This is a genomic window from Candidatus Zixiibacteriota bacterium, from assembly GCA_021159005.1.
GTDB lineage: Bacteria > Zixibacteria > MSB-5A5 > UBA10806 > 4484-95 > JAGGSN01.
Map to the genome: position 1 here is coordinate 1 of JAGGSN010000070.1, position 20,079 is coordinate 20,079.

The 20,079-nt window shown below is 39.7% G+C and carries 16 protein-coding genes; 4 read left to right on the forward strand and 12 right to left on the reverse strand.

Features of this window, described 5'->3' with window-relative positions; translation table 11 throughout:
- Positions 1 to 238 precede the first annotated feature (238 nt).
- From J7K40_04210 to J7K40_04240, 7 genes are all read right to left on the reverse strand, one after another.
- On the reverse strand, positions 239 to 382 hold the full coding sequence (locus J7K40_04210) for a hypothetical protein (GenBank protein MCD6161601.1): 144 nt from the start codon (positions 380 to 382) through the stop codon (positions 239 to 241).
- A gap of 104 nt (positions 383 to 486) precedes the next feature.
- Positions 487 to 1,032 (reverse strand): thioredoxin fold domain-containing protein, encoded by a 546-nt coding sequence (locus J7K40_04215; GenBank protein ID MCD6161602.1) that lies wholly within the window; start codon positions 1,030 to 1,032, stop codon positions 487 to 489.
- A gap of 222 nt (positions 1,033 to 1,254) precedes the next feature.
- Entirely contained in the window at positions 1,255 to 3,405 is a 2,151-nt protein-coding gene (locus J7K40_04220; protein ID MCD6161603.1) for a lytic transglycosylase domain-containing protein, read from the reverse strand.
- Entirely contained in the window at positions 3,402 to 6,878 is a 3,477-nt protein-coding gene (locus J7K40_04225) for a DNA polymerase III subunit alpha (protein MCD6161604.1), read from the reverse strand. Before J7K40_04225 ends, J7K40_04220 begins: the two co-directional genes overlap by 4 nt.
- 3 nt (positions 6,879 to 6,881) lie before the next feature.
- The gene (locus J7K40_04230) at positions 6,882 to 7,157 is read right to left on the reverse strand and encodes a hypothetical protein (GenBank protein ID MCD6161605.1); all 276 of its coding nucleotides are present in this window, start codon (positions 7,155 to 7,157) and stop codon (positions 6,882 to 6,884) included.
- A 32-nt stretch (positions 7,158 to 7,189) separates the two neighbouring features.
- Positions 7,190 to 7,855 carry a rhomboid family intramembrane serine protease gene (locus J7K40_04235; protein ID MCD6161606.1) on the reverse strand — a complete coding sequence of 222 codons (666 nt, stop codon included), beginning with the start codon at positions 7,853 to 7,855 and terminating at the stop codon, positions 7,190 to 7,192.
- Positions 7,855 to 10,026, reverse strand: coding sequence for a M23 family metallopeptidase (locus J7K40_04240; GenBank protein ID MCD6161607.1), 2,172 nt, complete (start codon positions 10,024 to 10,026; stop codon positions 7,855 to 7,857). Before J7K40_04240 ends, J7K40_04235 begins: the two co-directional genes overlap by 1 nt.
- Positions 10,027 to 10,183: 157 nt before the next feature.
- Between J7K40_04240 and J7K40_04245 the strand changes: the two genes are divergently transcribed.
- Both J7K40_04245 and J7K40_04250 read left to right on the forward strand, forming a co-directional pair.
- Positions 10,184 to 12,028, forward strand: a complete 1,845-nt coding sequence (locus tag J7K40_04245; protein ID MCD6161608.1) for a peptidylprolyl isomerase — start codon at positions 10,184 to 10,186, stop codon at positions 12,026 to 12,028.
- Between the two features lie 184 nt (positions 12,029 to 12,212).
- Complete coding sequence (locus J7K40_04250) at positions 12,213 to 12,395, forward strand: hypothetical protein (protein ID MCD6161609.1); 183 nt, start codon at positions 12,213 to 12,215, stop codon at positions 12,393 to 12,395.
- 465 nt (positions 12,396 to 12,860) lie between these two features.
- Here J7K40_04250 and J7K40_04255 read toward each other — a convergent pair whose 3' ends face one another.
- The 5 genes from J7K40_04255 to J7K40_04275 all read right to left on the reverse strand — a co-directional run bounded on the left by J7K40_04255 (position 12,861) and on the right by J7K40_04275 (position 18,543).
- Positions 12,861 to 13,229: a YraN family protein gene (locus tag J7K40_04255; GenBank protein MCD6161610.1), complete on the reverse strand. Its 369-nt coding sequence runs from the start codon at positions 13,227 to 13,229 to the stop codon at positions 12,861 to 12,863.
- A 72-nt stretch (positions 13,230 to 13,301) separates the two neighbouring features.
- Positions 13,302 to 14,681: a 3-phosphoshikimate 1-carboxyvinyltransferase gene (locus tag J7K40_04260; GenBank protein ID MCD6161611.1), complete on the reverse strand. Its 1,380-nt coding sequence runs from the start codon at positions 14,679 to 14,681 to the stop codon at positions 13,302 to 13,304.
- 37 nt (positions 14,682 to 14,718) lie between these two features.
- Positions 14,719 to 16,431 (reverse strand): arginine--tRNA ligase, encoded by a 1,713-nt coding sequence (gene argS / locus J7K40_04265; GenBank protein ID MCD6161612.1) that lies wholly within the window; start codon positions 16,429 to 16,431, stop codon positions 14,719 to 14,721.
- Complete coding sequence (gene dapF / locus J7K40_04270) at positions 16,428 to 17,243, reverse strand: diaminopimelate epimerase (GenBank protein ID MCD6161613.1); 816 nt, start codon at positions 17,241 to 17,243, stop codon at positions 16,428 to 16,430. Before dapF ends, argS begins: the two co-directional genes overlap by 4 nt.
- A 58-nt stretch (positions 17,244 to 17,301) precedes the next feature.
- Positions 17,302 to 18,543 carry a PLP-dependent aminotransferase family protein gene (locus tag J7K40_04275; protein MCD6161614.1) on the reverse strand — a complete coding sequence of 414 codons (1,242 nt, stop codon included), beginning with the start codon at positions 18,541 to 18,543 and terminating at the stop codon, positions 17,302 to 17,304.
- A 214-nt stretch (positions 18,544 to 18,757) separates the two neighbouring features.
- Between J7K40_04275 and J7K40_04280 the strand changes: the two genes are divergently transcribed.
- Positions 18,758 to 19,450, forward strand: coding sequence for a YggS family pyridoxal phosphate-dependent enzyme (locus J7K40_04280; GenBank protein ID MCD6161615.1), 693 nt, complete (start codon positions 18,758 to 18,760; stop codon positions 19,448 to 19,450).
- Positions 19,451 to 19,479: 29 nt separating this feature from the next.
- Positions 19,480 to 20,079, forward strand: a complete 600-nt coding sequence (locus J7K40_04285) for a DivIVA domain-containing protein (protein ID MCD6161616.1) — start codon at positions 19,480 to 19,482, stop codon at positions 20,077 to 20,079.

Consider the following 20,079-nt stretch of genomic DNA (forward strand, 5'->3'; position numbering starts at 1 on the left):
GCCGGCAGGCAGGAGGTATCGGCATGACCAATCTCTGGATTCCCAATCAAGTTGTGAATGACGCGGGCAGTGTGTGAATGACGCGGGCAGTGTGTGAATGACGCGGGCAGTGTGTGAATGACATAATTATAGCATCCGCCTAAGGCGGACAAAAGGCCGGACAGTAGTGTTTATAATATATTACTTATTGCCAATTATAGTAATGATTGAAAGGGATATACGGACAGTAAAAAAATTACTATTGTGGATTATTATTGGATTTTTTTAAAATATTTGATATAACCCAGAAAATTGCCCCAACAATAGGCAATGCCATTAAGGCGATAATCAGCAACCCCCAAATTGGATGATTTACTAGAAATTCATTAAAAGCATCAGGCATGAAGGAATATGGTTATTTCTAAACAAATTGTCAAATCACTTTCAACCTAAATTAAAAAAGATGATTTTACAATTAGTTTCATATTGGAGGCAATTTCTTTCATTCTACGAACTTTGCTTAAGAGTTTTAATATATTCATCCATAGTTTTATCTTTATAATGCTCCTCGCCGATATATTTCAAGATTATCTCAAATTTATCCGCCGGAACAAACCCGGGAAGACTGGTTATTATAGCGCCGTCTTGATTAAGGAAATAAGTAGCCGGCACTCCTCGAATTTTAAAGCTTTTTGCTAGTTGCTTAGCGGAAATATTGCCTTTTAGGGTATGATAAATGTCATTAGAGCCAGTGTTGACTTTAGCCGGAGCAAAATAAGCGCCAACAAGGTCAATAACCGTTTCGTTAGAGAAAGTGCTTTTCTCCATTTTTTTACACCAGGAACACCCATGACGCCAGAAATATACCATCAAACATTTTCCATCCTCAGCTGCCGTTGTTAACCCGGTATCGAACTTTACCCATTCAATATTTCCAGTTGATTTTTCTTTATTGTTAGAACCGGCATCACTTTTTTCCTTTGTATCGGATGACCCACAGACAACAAAAATCAATAATAGCGATGTGAGTAATGGCAACAGTATTTTTTTCATTACATTCTCCATTTTAATTCTCTTTCCATATTACAAGTTAAACTTTTTCAGGATGATTTCGGTTCCATTTAATTCGGGACTTTCTCAAAATCCCGTGTAAATTTTTTGTAATTTAATTTATTTTATAAAATTTTTATGGTTGGCGTTCATCTTGGGCGAACATGTATGTCAACAATACTTGTGTGTGAGGACGCACCCCAGCCACAAATAAAAGAAGGCGGTCTAATTGTCGAATTCTTTGGGCCAGAGATGCTTATACCAGAAATAGTCGCCCATTACCCAGCGCGCATATTTGCGGCTTTGGTCATAGCTAATTGTCTCAATAAATGATTCGATGTCTGCCCCAGCCTGTTTTTGCCATTTCTTGGCGGCTGATGGCCCGGCATTATAGGCGGCAATAATAGCCTCATCTTTTTTTAACCGGCGTTCAAGCCATTTAAGATACTTGCAGCCCAATTTAATATTGTAGCCAGGATTGAATAGCATCCCTTTCTTTATAGCCTTAACCCTTGCCATCTGGGAGGCGGTAGCGGGCATAAGCTGCATAAGCCCCATAGCCCCCACATTAGAAACGGCATACGGGTCAAATCTGCTTTCGCGCCTAATTACCGATAAAGCCAAATAGGGATCGATATCATTATGGTTAAATGATAAACGATTGGAATATAGAACCGGATAATTAAGGCGAACCCAAGTGTCCCGGTTGTATGAAAAGCCGCGTTTTTTAAGTTCAATTTTGAATTTATCCAAAACATCATAATATATCCAATCAAGCCGCAGCGAGCGGGATTTTTTCAATACGGCAAGTCTGTTATGAAGATTGGAGTTGCGAACGCTGATATACCGTAATTGACAGGCGGCTTCGGCATCAAAACCATACCGACAAAGACTGTCTGCATAGATGAATGACTGTTCATCCGTAATTCTTTTCTTAACCCGCCATGAAAGGAACTTTTCCGCTCTATCCATAAATTCCTGTATAAATTCATTGTATGTTATAAGCGAATCGCTTTTAAAAACATCCGTTTTTTTGCGGGCTTTGTAATTGTAAAAAGTGGGATAACCCCGATTAATTATTTTTTCAAGTTGAGATTTATAGCTGTCAGCAGTTTTAAATAGCCAATAATCGAAAATATCGGCGTTCTCATCGGTTTTTGCATAACTCAAAAATGCCAATTCGGCTTTTTCATTATAGCCGAGTTTAAGATACAATTTCCCCAAAAGAAACAATGAACGAGAATAATACCTCGAATCCGTATATTCATTCGTCAATCTTCGGAGGAATCCTATCGATTTTTCCGGATTGCTTTTCAGGAAAAATTCACCGGCAATAAAAAGCGCTCGCGGAACAAGATAATTATCGGGAAAATGCTCGACAAAATCGATAAGCCTATTCGCTCCGTTTACCCTCATGCCGCGGCGGTAATCGCAAATTGCAGCTCTATAAAACGCTTGCGCCCGAATCTTTTTATCCACGGATGATTCTAAGTCTTTAAAGATTTTTGTAGCCTTTGAATATTTTCGTTTGGCAAGATAGCACAAACCTAAATCCAGTTTTGTTGAATCGGTATGGTCAATATTTTCCAAAAGCATAATGGCGTCATTGTAAAGCCGGTACTTTTTAAGCAAGCCTATCAATTTCAGGGTTTGCTCATCGGAAAGAACCGGGCCAAGAGAATCTATGGCAAATGCGGATATATTTTTTTTACCATCATTACTAAAAGTTAACGAAAAAGCGTTTTCAAGATTTATAAGAGCATTATCGTAATCATGAAGCGTATAAAACAGCTTGCCTTTGAGAAAATACAGGTCAATTCGATTTTCCTTATCTAAAATCACAGGTTCGATTTTATTTAAGAATATCATCGCTGAATCGGCAATGTTGGTTTTATAATAATACTTAGCAAGGTCGAGATAAGCCCTGAAACGAAATACCTCTACCGGCAAGGATGCTATAGCGCGCCACCTTTCTATCGATAGCGTGTCATCATCGCCCGAGACAAGGGCCAACAAATACAGGGCGGCGCTGCCAACAAATCCGCTGTCATTGCAGCAGACTTCAGCGATTTCTTCTGCCCTCTCAAGATTGCCGTAATGATAATATATCACCGCTGCCGGAAGGTAATAACCCTCAAGCGCAGACAATTGCTCCAAGGCGTTATTTTTATCTCCAACCGCCGCATACGACCGAGCTAAAATCAGTTTTTCGTTGTCATTATCACCGGCGAGCGAATCAATCAGATAACTATAACGACCATCAAGAAATAAATCATACAGAGTTAATGAATTATTTTCATTGGCATTGACATATAAGACATTGAAACTGCAACAAGAAATTGAAATAATTAATATGAAGAATGTTTTCCTTATCAATATCTGCCTTTCTTATTGTTGTTTGCAAATCCCTTTTTAATCTCAAGCATAAAGCTATCTTCACCGAATTTTTTAGCAAGTTCGGTTAGTAATTGCGGCGAGGGCTGAACCTTATATTTTTTCGACCGAACTGTCAGATTGGCTTCATTTAATTTGAAACGAATTATCACCTCAGACTTTCCCGTATTCTCCTTAAAAATTTTATCGATGTCGTCAGCCGTGCCATCCTTTAGGTATGATTCATCAATATTCAAGCGCAGGCTGCAGGGAATTTCCTTATAAGCAGATTCAAGCAGAAATATATCATTAGCTATTATGTCCGGTTTTTTGCCCTCTTGGCCGCTTAATTCTCCAAATATAATGATATTCCTGCCATTCTCAAGTAATTGTCTTTTTTTATCAAAGCATGGTGAAAACATTAAAACATCAATCGAATCAGTGAAATCTTCGATATTGAATTTTGCGTAAAGCTTGTTGTTCTTGCTGGTTTTGATATCTAAATTATCTACCACACCGCCAACCACAACATTAATTCCATCCTTCAAGTCGGCTAATTTCTCAAGCCTGTATTTTTTATCGACAAAAGCCAAATACTCTAAACGATTATCCTCAAGAGGGTGGGAACTAAGATAAAACCCCAACACTTCCTTTTCCATATTCCTTGTTTTCGTATCATTCCAGGGAGTAGATTCTTTCAGCCTGGGAGTCATCGCGCTTGTCGTGTTGTCCTGCCCAAACAGGGATGATTGCCCCGATTGAATATCTTTTTGAATATTTAAACCGTAATTAATCAAAATTTCAACATTATCATAAAGCTTTGCCCGTGATTTTTCAATCGAATCGAAAGCGCCGCTGGCAATCAGACTTTCGAGGGCTTTTTTATTGACTGACCGCAGGTTAACGCGTTTGCAGAAATCGAATATATCAGTAAAACCACCATCGCCGCGAGCTTTTATAATCGCCTCAACTGCCGAATGTCCCACATTTTTTACGGCGGCTAAGCTAAATAATATCTTGCCATCCAATACTGAAAAATGAACGGAGCCTATATTAATATCAGGCGGCAAAAGCTCAACTCCCAGCTCTTTGCATTCATTTTTAAAGATTGTTACCCGGTTCGAATTACCCATATCGTTAGTAAGCGCTGCCGCCATAAACTCTGCCGGATAATGTGTTTTAAAATAAGCGGTTTGATAGGCAATCACGGCATAACCGGTGGAGTGAGCTTTCACAAAGCCATAGCGCGCGAATGTTTCTATCATATCAAACACTTTTTCGGCGATTTTCTTATCGATTTTTCTTTTAACAGCGCCCTCGATAAATTCGCTCTTTTGCTGAGCCATTACTTCAGCCTGCTTTTTGCCTATTGCTTTGCGAAGTATATCGGCTTTGCCAAGACTGTAGCCCCCTAACTCCTGAGCGATTTTAAGCACTTGCTCCTGAAATACAATCACTCCATAAGTATCCTTAAGTATTGGCTCAAGCGTCGGATGTATATACTCAATTTCCTTTTTGCCTTTTTTACAATCGATGTATGTGTCAATCATTCCCGAATCAAGCGGACCGGGACGGTAAAGAGCGTTCATAGCAATCAAATCATCAATACTTGACGGCTCCAGCTTGCGAAGGTAATCACGCATGCCGCCTGATTCGAACTGGAATACACCGATAGTATTGCCTTTTGAGAAAAGCTTAAAAACCTCCGGATCATCAAGGGGAATTTTATCAATATCGATATCTATATTATGTGTTTCTCTGACTAAATCAATAGCATCATCAAGAACAGTTAATGTCCGCAGTCCAAGAAAATCCATTTTCAGAAGGCCGATAGTTTCGACAATTCTCATATCATATTGAGTTGTGATTTCATCCTTGTTGGATTTATAAAGAGGCACAAAATTCGTAAGCGGTGCAGGCGCGATTACTACGCCGGCGGCATGGGTGGAAGCATGCCTTGCCAAACCCTCGAGAATTTCGGAATACTCGAGCACCGTAGCTATTGTTTCATCATTTTTCCTTTTCTCCTTCAGGTCAACGGAAATCTCAAGCGCTCGTTTGAGAGTCATGCCGATTTCCTCAGGTATCATCTTGGCAACGGCATCGATTTCCTTATAGGGAACTGATAATACCCGCCCCACATCGCGGACAACAGCCCGAGCCGCCATCGAGCCGAAGGTTATAATCTGCGCTACATTTTCGCGCCCATATTTTTTGGTAACGTAATCTATCACCTTATCACGGCCTCTATCCGAGAAATCGATATCGATATCAGGCATCGAGATGCGTTCGGGATTCAAAAACCTTTCGAATAGAAGGTTGTATTTCATCGGGTCGATATTAGTAATACCCAAGCAATACGAAACCAATGAACCAGCCGCCGAACCTCTTCCCGGTCCGACACGTATCTGATTATCTTTGGCATAATCTATAAAATCTTTTACGATTAGAAAATATCCCGAATACCCCATCTGCTTGATTATCTTTAATTCATAATCAAGCCTGTCATTTAATCCGGGTGTTACTTTGCCGTATCTTTTTTCAAGCCCCTTTTTCGCCATATAATCGACATACTTATCATCCGAATCAAATCCCTCGGGCAGAGGAAACTCCGGCACTAAGTTTCGATGCAATTCTATTTCCAGATTGCATCGCTCGGCGATTTTAACAGTATTCTCGATTGCCTCCGGCGTATCGGCAAAAAGCTCCTTCATCTGCTCCGGCGATTTTAAATATAATTGGTCGGTAGAATAACGCATTCTGTCGGTATCTGAGACAACCTTGCCGGTTTGCAGGCATATCAAAGCATCATGGGCGGCGTGATGTTCACGTTTGAGATAATGACAATCATTGGTTGCAACAAGTCCCAGTCCGAATTTCCCGGCATGTTTTTTCAGGGCGGCGCGAACAGCAGCCTCCTCGGCGATATTGTGGTTTTGAATCTCCAAGAAAAAATCTTTAGCGTCAAAAATATCGAGATAGCTTTTAATCGTTTCCTCAAGCTTATCCTCGTTGTCTTTTAATGCCACTTGCGCAACCTCGCCTTTCAAACAGGCTGTCAGGGCAATAAGGCCTTCCGAATATTTGCTTAGTAATTTTTTATCGATTCGCGGTTTATAATAGAATCCATCAAGAAAAGCAATTGATGACAATTTAATAAGATTTTCATATCCCTTGAAGTTCTTAGCTAGCAATACCAGATGATAACCGGCATCCGGGACACCGGGAACATGCCTTTTCTGCGTATGATCATCCGGCACTATATATGTCTCAATGCCGATAATCGGCTTGATTCTATAGTTCTTGGCTTGGATATAAAAATCAATAGCGCCAAACATATTGCCGTGATCGGTTATAGCTATTGAGGGCATTCCCATATCGGCGGCTGTCTTGAGCATATCGGGTATCTTTATGGCGCCATCCAAGAGCGAATACATTGTGTGGTTATGAAGATGAATGAAATCGGCTTTGCTCACGTTTTATTTCTGCTCCTTAAGAAAATTTATTACCTTGTTTCGGCAATCAAGGCATAATTTGCCTTTCAGCTCAAAATAAACCTGTTCATTAAGTTCCTGCTCTGTCAGTTTGGAATGTTCAATATCATCGATAAGTTCCCTAATATCCGATTGTTTGGCTGATAAATTGATATAGCCGTCAAAGTCAGATACAACCATACATTCCAAGCGATAATTATCGCCGCCCTTTTTTAGACGTTTACCGCACAGCTTACATCGAACAGGCTTATTTATGTTCATAGATTATTAAACTTTCAACCAATCATCAAGGTTTATTTGTGTTTTTCTAAAATAGCAAAAAATATCATGCCGGAAACAAACCCGCCAATATGCGCGAAATACGCTACTCCCCCACCGGTTGAACCTAATGTTGGAGCGCCAACAAGAATCTGAAATATAAACCAGAATCCTAAGAATACAACAGCCGGAATCTTGACAGTGCGAATAATAAATATCACAACAATTAATGTTATAACCTTAGTTCGCGGGAATCGTAAAAAGTAGGCTCCCATTATGCCGGCAATAGCGCCGGAGGCGCCGATAATAGGCAGTTCCGCCGAGGGCATTGATACAACTTGAACTATTAATGATGCCACTCCGCATAGTAAATAAAATATTATAAATTTAATATGACCGAGTTTATCCTCAATGTTTTCGCCGAACACCCAAAAGAAAAGCATATTGCCAGCTAAATGCAAGATACTGCCATGTAAAAACATTGAGGTAATAAGCGTTAGCGGCGGAAATAGAGTCGAGGCGGGATGAACCGGAACAAACGATGTTAACGATTTGGCAATAGCCCCATATTTCCAGATAAAAAGCTGTTCGGATGAACCCAATGATAATTGATATGTATAAACAGCCACATTAGATAAAATTATAATGATAGTTATAAATGGGAATTTTGACGAGGGATTTTCTACACGGAGGGGAATCATTACTTGCTGGCATTAATAATAAAACGTGAAATAGCTTTAGCGATATTTCCCTGATTATCAACCGCCGAAATTCGCAATATATGCTTGCCCGATTTTAACGGATTTCTTACCTGATATGAAAACAGATGAGAATCAATATCATAATAAGCAGGCACCCAGATACCGTCAATCGTCATGGTAAACTGGGTTTCCTTTTTAAAGCCTGATAGATTATCCATGATTCGGCATGACAGAAATGGCGTGGCGTCATTAGTTCTGCCTTTGTTGCGAGGTCTGACTTTGCCTATTACGGGAGGTATATCATCAGTAATCGCCGCAAATTTGCCGCCGCCCATCGTTTCTCCCGATATGGTTTTAACGGATTCATCGCCTAAAAACACCCATTTATCTTTTTTCTGCCAATAGTAATATAATGAGGCATATTCAGAATCTACCGAAAGTTTATCAGCATCAATCTGAACTTTTACGGCCGATTTAAAAAGAATATCTTCCGGTAATATTTCAAAGATGTAATTGCCGGAATCATCAAGTCGAGGGTTTGTTATACGGATTGCTGTTGAGCCATAAAGCTGGTCTTTTTTCAAACTGATTTTTATTATCGAGTCAGGCGAATAAACTGTTCCGCCATCATTAAAAACATAATAGCCATCAATAGCCTGCTGAAATTCAGGCTTTAATTCAACATATCCGGTATCATTAAAAACAGGCATTAATCCGTTATTGATTCTGTTATCTGCTAATTTTGGCTCAAGTTCGGTATTATAAAGGTCGGTTATATTAAAATAACCCGGTAAAAGCACTTTATAATAATCGGCAAATGGGACAATCTTGGCTGAATCAGTTTCCGGACGAAAAACCAGCCAGGGTGAGAAATTTGAATAATCATCAATAATCCTTATTCGATAATCAAAAGCTTTTGGAGATAGCGTAAACTTAGCGATTCTTTCAAATTTATCAAAATATGAAAAGATTGTTTCATAATGTTGGTAAACTGCTTTCCTAACCTGAACTTGTGGGTGATGATTGGCGGGAAAAGCTCCCAGGGTTAGATGCTGTTTCGCTGAATCAAGGTGTGTATCCTTTATTTCAGGTTTCTCAAATGCCGCTTTTTTTATAAACAGCTGAATTTGGCGCTGGCCGCCATTTATATCAAATACCTTAATCTTAAGGCTATGAACACCTGTTTTTAAATTAACGGCATCGATAATGCCGGCGGGATATTTAAAGTCGCCATAAAAACCTTGTATGTCATCAGGTTGAATATACAGCTTGTAAAAAACATTTTTGTCGCTATCAGCTTCTTTGCCAAAGCCCTTTTCGACTATATTTTTTAGGCACAAATCGCGAACATAATCGATTTGACCGCCGGTATTGTAGTCGGTGCGGTCATGCCTAAATGAAAATATCTCTATGTCATCTAATAACATAGAGGCTCCGTAAAGTCCGTAATTAAAGCCGCCGTTTGGGTCATATGCCGATACTGCCAGCGCTGTTTGACTATAAACAGCAACCGTATCGGCAACGATATAATCCTGCCCGAGCTTTTGTAGTTTGAGAAATTCAAGCTCATGATAATTTGCGGCGCCGAATGATTTATATCTTTTAACTACAAGATAATCGATTATTGGCGGTCGGGAATCAGAAAAGCTATAAATATCTTTTAAGGGATTTACCGGGAAATTATCTTTATCCCGGATTTCAAAATGAAGATGCGGCGCGCCTGAACCTGTTTGACCCGACAGAGCAATATACTCGCCCTTCTTTACAGGAAATTGACCGGGTTTGAAAACAATATCCTGGTAAAATGCTTTCTCCCGCATTTGAAAACGTCGAACATACTTCTCGACATCATAGCTAAAACGCATCAGATGGCCATAAACAACATAGCGGCCATCGTCAAGTTTGAGATAAAGAGCATTACCATAACCCCAAAACGAGGTTCTAACTCGATAGACATACCCGTCAGCCGCCGCATAAACCTTGTATCCCTGTTTGCCTCTTGTGGTTATATCTATTCCTGAATGCCAGTGTCCAGCCCTGTTATCGCCAAATAGCGAGGAAAGGCGCGGCTTAATATTCATTGGCCAACGGTAGTTTTGGGCAAAAATATTCGAGGGGAATAAGACCAATATCAAAAAGTATATCGTAACTATTTTCAACAGCCTAAACATAACATTATAATAAGCTAAATAATAAAGAACGGTCAAGCATGTAATTTTTATTGATATTAGAAAATCTTTTTGTATATTAACAAATTAGTTAAAAATTGGATGGTTAAAGTCGATTATTATATATTGATGATAGGCAAATACAAGGAGTTAGATTATTATGATGAGCCAAATCAGAACCGCCGCTAAACCTGTTTATATAGTGGTGATTGTAGCTTTCATTGGAACAATTATTTTTGCGTGGGGCATGGATTTTTCACATAAAGATAAGCGTAAGCCAAATTCTCTTGGCAGTGTAAACGATCAGGAAATAACCCTGGAAATGTTTCAAAATGCTTTTGAACCGAAATATCAGGAATTCATTAAAACAAATAACGATCCCAGCGATGATGATATTGATAAAGTGCGGGATGAAGCTTGGAACACTCTTGTTGGACAGATGTTAATTTCTCAGCAGATAAAAGAAAATAATATTGTTATTACCAACGAAGAACTGGCTGAATATGTTAGAAATATGCCGCCGAAAGAACTATATGATGCTGAAGATTTTCAAACAGACGGTAAATTCGATCCGTCAAAATACCAGAATTATCTTCAAATGCTGGCGTCAAGTTCAGACCCCAGGTATGAACAGATGCTGTTAATGATCGAAAACTCAATTAAATCGCAGGTATTAGTTAATAAACTTCAGGATTTTATCGTCTCGACAGCATTTGTGTCAAAAGCGGAAATCTATGAGAAATATCATGATGAAAACGAAAAAGTTAATGTAAATTACATTTTCATTTCCGAGCGTGATGTCGACACTACTGATATTGAAATAACCGATGAAATGCTGTTGGCTCGATACGAGCAGGATAAAGAGAAAATTTATACTACTGAAGAAAAAGCATCTTTGAAATATGTTTCATTTAAAAAAGAGCCGAGTGAAGAAGATGTTGATTCTGTAAAGAAAGAAATAGATGCGATTTATGAGCAAGCAAAAAGCGGTGAGGATTTTGCCATGCTTGCAGAGAAATTTTCTCAGGATAGAAGCGGCGAAAATGGCGGTGATCTTGGTTGGTTCGGCAAAGGAAGAATGGTAAAACCTTTCGAAGAAGTTGCATTTGCGCTTGACAAAAAAGGCGATATTTCGGAACCTGTCAAGTCGCAATTCGGCTGGCATATTATTAAACTTACCGGCAGAAGAAACGGAAAAAATAGCAAAGGCAAACAGGAGAAACAAATTAAAGCCAGTCATATTCTATTAAAAACTGAAATAAGCGAAAATACAATTGCTAAACTCAATGAAAAAGCTCAAAACTTTAGAGAACAGGCTTTCGCTGATGGATTTGATGCCGCGGCTAATAGCAGCAGCTATGAAATTGAAACAACCAAGCTATTTTCCAAAGGCAGTAGAAGCATTCCCGGCATAGGTCCTAATATGGTTTTATCCGAATGGGCTTTTAGTTCTGAGTCGGAAGCTATAAGCGATCTTATCGATACTCGAAAAGCTGTTTATGTTTGCGCTCCGAATGAGAAAATTCCAGCCGGTTTCCTTCCGCTTGATGAGGTAAAAGATAAAATTCGCAAGAATATCCAGCGGGATATTCTCAACGACAAAGCCTATGCCAAAGTCGATAGTCTTTATCAAACAATGAAAACAGATAATTTAAGTCTCACCCGTATTGCAAAGAACTCCGGTCTTAATCTGAAAAATACCGGCTTTTTCGCCCGACATGAATTCGTAAAAAATGTTGGCAGCGACCCTGATTTTATTGGCGCGGCTTTTAGCCTGTCGCCAGAAAATACTATCTCAAAACCAATCAAAGCACGTTCAGGCTGCTATATTCTGGAGTTTGTGGATATTAAAACTGTTGACAAAAACAAGTATGAAACAGTTGCCGATTCTTTGTTTAATGATGCCCTAACTAAAAAGCGTCAAGAAAGCTGGAATGAGTGGTACAGGCAAATTTACACTAAGGCGGAAATCAAGGATTATAGAGAGGATGTTTTCGGGTCATAGACTCAAGTCCGGTATTTGCCGAACTATTATTATTGCGTCATTATTTATTATTATTCAATCCTGTAATAAATCGCCGTCAATATCAAATAGTGATAAACAGGCTTTTATTACTGTATATACTCAGCTAACGTTAGCCAAAATAAAATTTGGGAAATTTCCCCAGAAACACAAAACAGCGGTAGAAATGATTTTAAACCGCAATAATACAAATCAGGAATTTCTAAATGAGTTTTTGGAAAAGGTTGCTTCTCACGCTGAAATTCAGCAGGAGATATTTCAAGCTATCGACAAAGAACTGGAAAAATATGAAAACTTGCCGCCTGATTCATTAGAACGGTTTTGGGATAGTATTACAACCGAAATGTGAATTAACTGACAGGCGGTGTTTTGAAAGCTGAGTAAAAAAAACACACCCCTAACCCCTCTCAAGAGGGAAATAAAGTGTTGGCGCATGAGGACGTAAGCCAACCCCCTAATGAGATTGCCGCGTTGCTCCGCTTCTCGCAATGACTCTGCTATCCGGCATTATTCATAAATCTAAATATGTGCTAACATCCGCCATAGGCGGACTCTTCTGCCAGAGCTGTCGGAAGCAACTTCCGACAGCATAAAAATGCGGATTAACACGTTATATGATTATTCAATTTAAAAATCCCTGCCAGTAACCGGGACAATTAATTTGCAGGTAAAGTAAGCTTGAAAATATTTAATTTCTCTCTCGAGAGGGGTGCCCGTAAGGGCAGGGTGTGTTTATAACACTAACATCAAATATGCTTTCAACTTATTGTCGCTTGACAACAAAACATGAGATGCAAATTTGAATAAATTATTCTTAATCTGATACGGAAAAAGCATTTTCTATATGATTAATTACAGACGGTTTGCTCATAAAATCTACTGTTATCACATCAAAACGGCATTCTGTATTATCATCGCAGTATTGAGACAAGTAAGCTTTAGCGCCATTCGCAAGACGTTTTTGCTTTTTTAATGTAACCTTATACTCAGGCGCGCCAAATCTATCGGTAGAAACCGCTTTGACCTCAATAAAAATAACTGTCTTATTATCTTTGGCAATTATATCAATTTCAGGGCATCTAAACCCCTTAATACCGCGCCAGTTTCTTTTTAGAATTTTATAGCCTTTATTTGCTAAAAAATCAGCGGCAAGATTTTCCCCGAGCTTACCTATTTTATGCAAACTCACCTCTCTTTAGTATGAAGTGAGTATAGCTGGGGCTGGTCATGTAAAAGATATGCTGAAATAGCCTTTTTAATGTTTTACCACCGATTCCAAATCTTCCCAGAAAGTCGGATGAGAAGTTACAACGCATTCGGCGTCTTTGATGATGGTTTTGCCTTTAGCGATTAAGCCAGCCATAGCGAAAGCCATAGCTATTCTATGGTCGCCATGAGTGATGATTTCCGCACCCTCAAGGTCGGTACCCCCATCAATAGCCATACCATCTTCAAGCTCGCCGATTCTGGCTCCCATTTTACGAAGATTAGAAACGACTGTTTTAATACGATCGGTTTCCTTGTGGCGCAGTTCAAAAGCATCACGAATAACGGTCGTACCCTGAGCCTGAGTAGCGATAATTGCCATGATAGGCAATTCATCAATAATAGATGGAATTATTTCTCCGACTATTCTTCTGCCTTTCAAGGGCGCATGCGAGGCTTTAATAAAACCCGCCGGTTCATATCCCATTTTTTTATTAGCCTCAAACTTGATATTAGCGCGCATTTTGGAAAGAATGTCCAGAAAACCAATCCGGGATGGATTCAAGCCTATATTCTCAATAGTTAAATCGGAATTTTTCACTAATATTGCTGCTGCGACAAATAGAGCCGCGGCTGAAATATCGCCGGGAATTTCCAATGTTAGATTGGATACAGGCTGCTGTTTGCCGGGAAGCGTATAAAGAAACCCCCGTTCCTCGATAATCTGACTTCTACTTAATTTTCTCAGCCTTCTTTCGAATTCATCATCAGCTTTAGGCTGCGGGGGTTGAACTTTTTCCTTTTTGAATTTAATTTTCATCAAAGACATAAGTCTTTCAAAATGATCCCGGCTGGGTATCCGTTCTATAAGCTCGGTGTTGCCATCAGCAAAAAATCCGGCTAAGAATACCGTTCCCTTAACCTGTGAGGTTGATAAAGGCATGATATATTTAATAGCATTAAGATTGCCGCCATTTACTGTAATCGGCGCTCTGAAATTATTGCTTTCTATTTGCGCGCCCATTTTTTCTAATGGTTCAATCACGCGAAGCATAGGCCGCGTTTTTAATCTGCCAGTACCGTTAAAAGTGGATTCAAACGGCAAGACGGCAGATAACCCAAGCATCAACCGTACTGTAGCAGCGGAGTTGCCGGCATCTAATTCCTTATCGGGTTTGGAAAACCCTTCCAAGCCTTTGCCGTGAATGATTAATGTGTTTTGTTCAGTTTCAGGCTTTTCTATTTCAATACCGTATTGGCGTAGGCAGCTTAACGTCGATTCGAATTCATCGGAAGCGCTGTAATTAACAATCGTAGTATCACCTTTAGCGACGGAAGCAATTATTGCCGCTCGGTGAGAGACGGATTTATCTCCGGTAAACGAAATTTTACCGCTAACTTTTGAAACAGGTTTGATTATCTTGTCCATAGTATTCTATCTTCTTAGTTTAATTGTATTTTTTCTCCTACATCCTTTCGGGGGCTTCAAGCCCCTGAATGCTTAACCCCGTTTTCAAAACTGTCTTAACACAATATGCTAAATTAATTTTTGCTTTTCTTAATTCCGGGTTGTCTGATAATATCTTATCGGCGGGCGATTTATATTTTTGAAAATATGTTGAAAAAAGACTGACCAAATCGAACAGGTATGAAAAGATAATATACGGTTCATTATTATTAGCCGCATATCTAATCTTTTCAGGAAATTCCATAAGCATTTTTGCCAACCCGTACTCCTCGGGCAAGGTTAGCAATCCATAGTCCGCCTCAACATCAAGCTTTTCGCCATGTTTTCGCAAGACACTCGAGAGCCGAGCATGGGCATATTGTAAATAGGGTCCGGAATAACCCTGAAAATCCAGCATGCGATCCCAGTCAAACGAAACATCGGTTTGACGTTTTACAGACAACTGGGTGAAAATAACCGCTCCAATCCCAACTTGCCGGGCAATCTGTTCTTTATTCTCCAAATCCGGATTATTCTTCTCGACAATTTCATAGGCTTTCTCGATAGCCTGATCCAATACATCTTTTAATAAAATTATCTTCCCTTTTCGAGTGGACATCATTTCAGCGCCAAGTTTAACCCAGCCGAAATCGATATGCCGGCATTCTGAAAACCACTCGAAACCAGCTAACTCAAGAACCTTAAACAGCTGTTTAAAATGCAGAATCTGAGCCACCCCGACAACATACAGCATTTTATCGAAATTGTATGTCTTGTGACGGTAAATTGCCGCAGCTAAATCTCTGGTGCTGTATAATGTCGAACCATCCTTTTTGCGCAGGAGCATTGGCTCTAAATTGTAATCATCAAGAGGTACTATTAAAGCCCCCTGGCTTTTAGCGCATAATTTTTTTTCATCTAAAACATTAATGATATCGGGAATCATTTTATGATAGAACGACTCGCCGGCGACTGAGTCGAATCTAACTCCAAGAATATCATAAATTCGCTTAAATTCCTGCCATGTCAAATCAACGAATTTGCGCCATAATTCTATAATTTCCGGGTCGCCGTCCTCAAGCTTTTTAAACATCGCTCGGCTTTCATCCTCGATAGACTTATCCTTTTCTGCTTCCTCATGCAGTTTAACATAGATGCGGAATAATTCCTGAAGAGGGTCATCCGCCAGCTTGCTTTCATCCACCCAACGCTTGTATGCCACTGCCAGCTTGCCGAATTGGGTGCCCCAGTCGCCAATATGATTGATGCTTATAACATTATATCCAAGCCGCTCATATATCCTTTTCAGCGCTGCGCCTATAACAGTCGAACGCAGATGTTGGATGCCCATTGGTTTGGCTATGTTTGGTGATGAATACTCAACAATTACATTTTTACCCTTGCCTATATCCAAACTGCCGTATTTATTTTCCTCGGTAAAAATCTGATGGATGATATGTTTTATAACAGCCTGCTTATTAAGCGTGAAATTCAAGTAAGGTCCTTTTGCGGAAACCGACTCGATATATTCACCAACCGGAATTTTTTCAGCCAGTTCGGAAGCGATTGAAGGCGGCGCCTTTTTATATGTTTTAGCCAATTGAAAACAGGGCCAGCCATAATCTCCCCAGCTTCCATCGGGGGGAACTTCGATGGTTTTTTCGATTTCAGACAAAGACAGTTTGGTTATACCTGAAATAATCCCGCATATATGTTTTTTAAACGGGTTCAATTATAATATTCTCCACGGCAGATAATGGTAGCCGGTCCGGTTTGATTTATCGTATTAGCCGACATATCCCAGGCAAGCTCAAGGTTTCCGCCGCTCATTACAGCAACTGCTTTTTTCTGAAGTATATTGCGCATAACGCCAACAGCCAAACATGCCGCCGCCCCGCTTCCGCAGGCAGAGGTAGCCCCCGAGCCTCTCTCGTATGTTTTAATTTTAAAACGCTTTGAATTAATTATCTTTAAAAAATTAACATTAATTCCCCGTGAAAACATCTTATCCTCGCTGATGCCCCGAGCTAATTTTGGCCAATCGAACTCGAAGCTTTTCACAAATACTACGGCATGAGGATTGCCCATACTGACGCAATCGTAAGTTAATTGTTTTCCGCTGTATTCCATTAGCGGGATATCAAAAGCGAGACTTGAATTATTTCCTATGCCAACTTCACTGGATTTAAAATCCGGCGAACCCATGGAAGTGTTTACTATCGCTTTATTTGCTTTAGATGAGATAATTTTGGCGGGGAACTCGCCGGCAGATGTAGCTAATGTGAATTTTTTCCGGTTGGGATAAGAAGCTCGCTTCAAAAACAGCGCCGCCATTCGCAAACCATTGCCGCACATCTCCGCCTCGGAACCGTCAAGATTGAATATACGCATAACGAATGGTTCAACTGTGGAATCAACAATGATAAGACCATCGGCGCCAATACCTTTATCCTTATCGGAAACAGCGCAGGCTAATTTCCGCAGGTTCAGTTTTTTAATATACTTAGCTTCAGCAAATATATAACAATTGCCGAAGCCTTCCATTTTTATAAAAGGCAACATCATTTTATAATTAATCTTAATTAAAGCAAGCTTGAATGGCTTAACTTACTGATGCGACAACATCAGCCAAACGTTTTATCCCTAATTCTATATTTTCCTCCGTAGCATTACAAAAATTCAGCCGCATGGTGGAATCATCCTGCTTCTCGCTGTAAAAGAATTTGCCTGGCACATAAGCAACGCCTGCCTCGATAGCTTTCGGAAGCATATCCGTAGCGCTGATATTATCAGGCAATTTAATCCAGAGGAACAAGCCGCCCTCGGGAGTCGTCCAAGATACTTTATCGCTAAAATATTTTTTTAGCATATCTATCATGAAATTGCGCCTTTTGCCGTATTCTTTTTTAATTATTTCAATATGCGTATCCAGATGACCGGCGGCGATAAAATCAGCGACTACATACTGACAGAAGGTGTTGGTATGAAGGTCGATTGCCTGTTTCATTCGTTCGATTATTAATCTTAACTGGGGGTTTGAGGCAATCCAGGCTATGCGCAATCCAGGTGAAATCAATTTAGAAAATGTTCCCAACTCTATTACCAGTTCCTTGCCGATTGATTTTAGCGAGGGAACTTCCTTGCCGGCAAAACGGATTTCGCCATAAGGATTGTCATCAACAATCGGACAATTATACTTACGGGCAACTTCGACAACTTGTTCCCGACGCTTTTTAGTAAGAGTAATGCCGGTAGGATTCTGAAAAGTGGCGACCAAGTAAATAAAACGCGGTTTATGCTTAATAATTTTATTCTCTAAATCTTCCGGTATGATGCCATCGCTGTCAGTTTCGATAGATACATATTTTGCGCTAAAGAAGGAAAAAGCCTGCAAAGCGCCTAAGTAAGTTGGTGTTTCTGTTAGAACAACTGCGCCCGGTTCAATGAAAATTCTGGCAATAACATCCAATCCCTGCTGTGAACCGCCTGTAATCTGTATATCATCGATTGAGACATCAACTCCTTGAGCATTATATCTCTTAACAATTTGTTCCTGCAATAAACTTACGCCTGCTGTGAGAGAATACTGAAGCGCATTTGTGCCATTATTTTGGATAACATTAATACAGGATTGTTTAATTTTTTCCAGGGGAAATAAATCCGGGGCTGGCAAACCGCCGCCAAAATTAACAATTCCCGGTTTGGATGAATCCTTAAGTATTTCTCTTATAATCGAACTTTTTTGTCGTTTGGCGGCCTGCGAAAACTGCCATCCCTTAACAATATTTTCAACCTGCGCTGTATTACCCATATCTACACCTGCTTGAAAGAGTAAACGTTTCATATTACTTCAAGGTCAAGAATAATCAAAAGCGACTGCCAGAGCAAGCGAAAACAATCACTAAATTTAAAAGTTAATTGCCAATAATTATTGAGAATACAAAACTGTTTAATAATGATAAATATTAAAACCTTAATAAAAACAGGATTTATATTGCGAAAAAACTAATAATTAAATATAATTGTAAGTTATATTTTGATTTTTTTGGAGTAGATTTATGGGATTAATTGGCGATAATTTAAAAATAGTAAATGCTCAAATTGCCGACGCCTGCTATAAATTCGGCCGGCGAAGAGAAGATATCATGCTGGTTGGAATCAGCAAAACCAAAGGCGTTGATGTTATAAAAGAGGCTTGTCAGGCAGGTTTGACGCATCTCGGCGAAAACAGGATTCAGGAAGCATCGGAGAAAATCCCGATAATCGGCGAGGGACCTGTATGGCACATGGTTGGTCATCTGCAGTCAAATAAAGCTAAGAAGGCAGTCGGATTATTCGATATAATCGAATCGATTGACAGTTTAAAGCTGGCCAAAGTAATAGGCGACGAGTGCGCTAAAATTGGCAAAAAAATGAAAATCCTGCTTGAGGTAAACTCATCCGGCGAAGCCTCCAAATACGGTTTGCAGCCGGGGGATGTTTTAGCATTTGCCGTAGAAATAAATAAGCTTGAAAATCTGGAGCTTTCGGGATTAATGACAGTAGGACCATTTACAAATAACCTGGAACAGATTGATAAATCGTTTGATTTAACACAGAAATTGTATAAGCAGATGCAGGATAAATTTGGCGCTAAAATTTCGATTCTATCAATGGGTATGTCATCCGATTTTGAGCGGGCTATAAAGTATGGTAATACCGAACTTAGAATCGGCACAGCCATATTTGGAGCGCGAAACGTAATTATTTAGTTAATTAAATGTGATTTAAAGGAGAGCTTATGAAAATCACGCCTTTAGATATTAAAAAGCAGGAATTCGAGACCAGATTTCGCGGTTTCGATAAAACGGAAGTGGCTTCATTTCTGGAGATGGTTTCAGAGGAAGTTGAAAACCTCATCCGTGAAAACATGGAGCTTAAAGAAAAGCTCAAAAGAGCTTCCGATAAGCTGACTAATTATACGAAAATAGAAGCAGCGCTTCAAAATACGCTGGTAGCGACACAGGAATCTGCCGAGCAGATGAAAGTTGCGGCGGAGGAAAAAGCCGAGTTGATTGTTCGCGAGGCTAACAGCCGAGCGGATAAAATAGTCGATGATATTTATGAGAAAATCACAGATTTAAGACGAGAATATTCATCACTAAAAAATCAAAAGGCCGCTTTTTTAGTTAATTTTCGCTCCTTGCTCGATTCGCAGCTAAATCTCCTGGGGATGATGGAAAAGCAAGCCGCACAAATAGATAGAGCTTTGATTATTAAGAAAAAAGCCGAATTGACTGATTCTGATGTTGACAAGGTAGTCGAGGAATTTACTAAGGATAATGAGCCGATTTCTGACAGGAAAATTGATGTCCAGAAGGCTGTTAAAGATAACAAATAG

Coding starts and splice junctions, on each gene's coding strand:
- J7K40_04210 (MCD6161601.1), bottom strand. CDS start 382: ATGCCTGATGCTTTTAATGAATTTCTAGTAAATCATCCAATTTGGGGG.
- J7K40_04215 (MCD6161602.1), bottom strand. CDS start 1,032: ATGAAAAAAATACTGTTGCCATTACTCACATCGCTATTATTGATTTTT.
- J7K40_04230 (MCD6161605.1), bottom strand. CDS start 7,157: ATGAACATAAATAAGCCTGTTCGATGTAAGCTGTGCGGTAAACGTCTA.
- J7K40_04235 (MCD6161606.1), bottom strand. CDS start 7,855: ATGATTCCCCTCCGTGTAGAAAATCCCTCGTCAAAATTCCCATTTATA.
- J7K40_04240 (MCD6161607.1), bottom strand. CDS start 10,026: ATGTTTAGGCTGTTGAAAATAGTTACGATATACTTTTTGATATTGGTC.
- J7K40_04245 (MCD6161608.1), top strand. CDS start 10,184: ATGATGAGCCAAATCAGAACCGCCGCTAAACCTGTTTATATAGTGGTG.
- J7K40_04250 (MCD6161609.1), top strand. CDS start 12,213: ATGATTTTAAACCGCAATAATACAAATCAGGAATTTCTAAATGAGTTT.
- J7K40_04260 (MCD6161611.1), bottom strand. CDS start 14,681: ATGGACAAGATAATCAAACCTGTTTCAAAAGTTAGCGGTAAAATTTCG.
- dapF (MCD6161613.1), bottom strand. CDS start 17,243: ATGGAAGGCTTCGGCAATTGTTATATATTTGCTGAAGCTAAGTATATT.
- J7K40_04275 (MCD6161614.1), bottom strand. CDS start 18,543: ATGAAACGTTTACTCTTTCAAGCAGGTGTAGATATGGGTAATACAGCG.
- J7K40_04280 (MCD6161615.1), top strand. CDS start 18,758: ATGGGATTAATTGGCGATAATTTAAAAATAGTAAATGCTCAAATTGCC.
- J7K40_04285 (MCD6161616.1), top strand. CDS start 19,480: ATGAAAATCACGCCTTTAGATATTAAAAAGCAGGAATTCGAGACCAGA.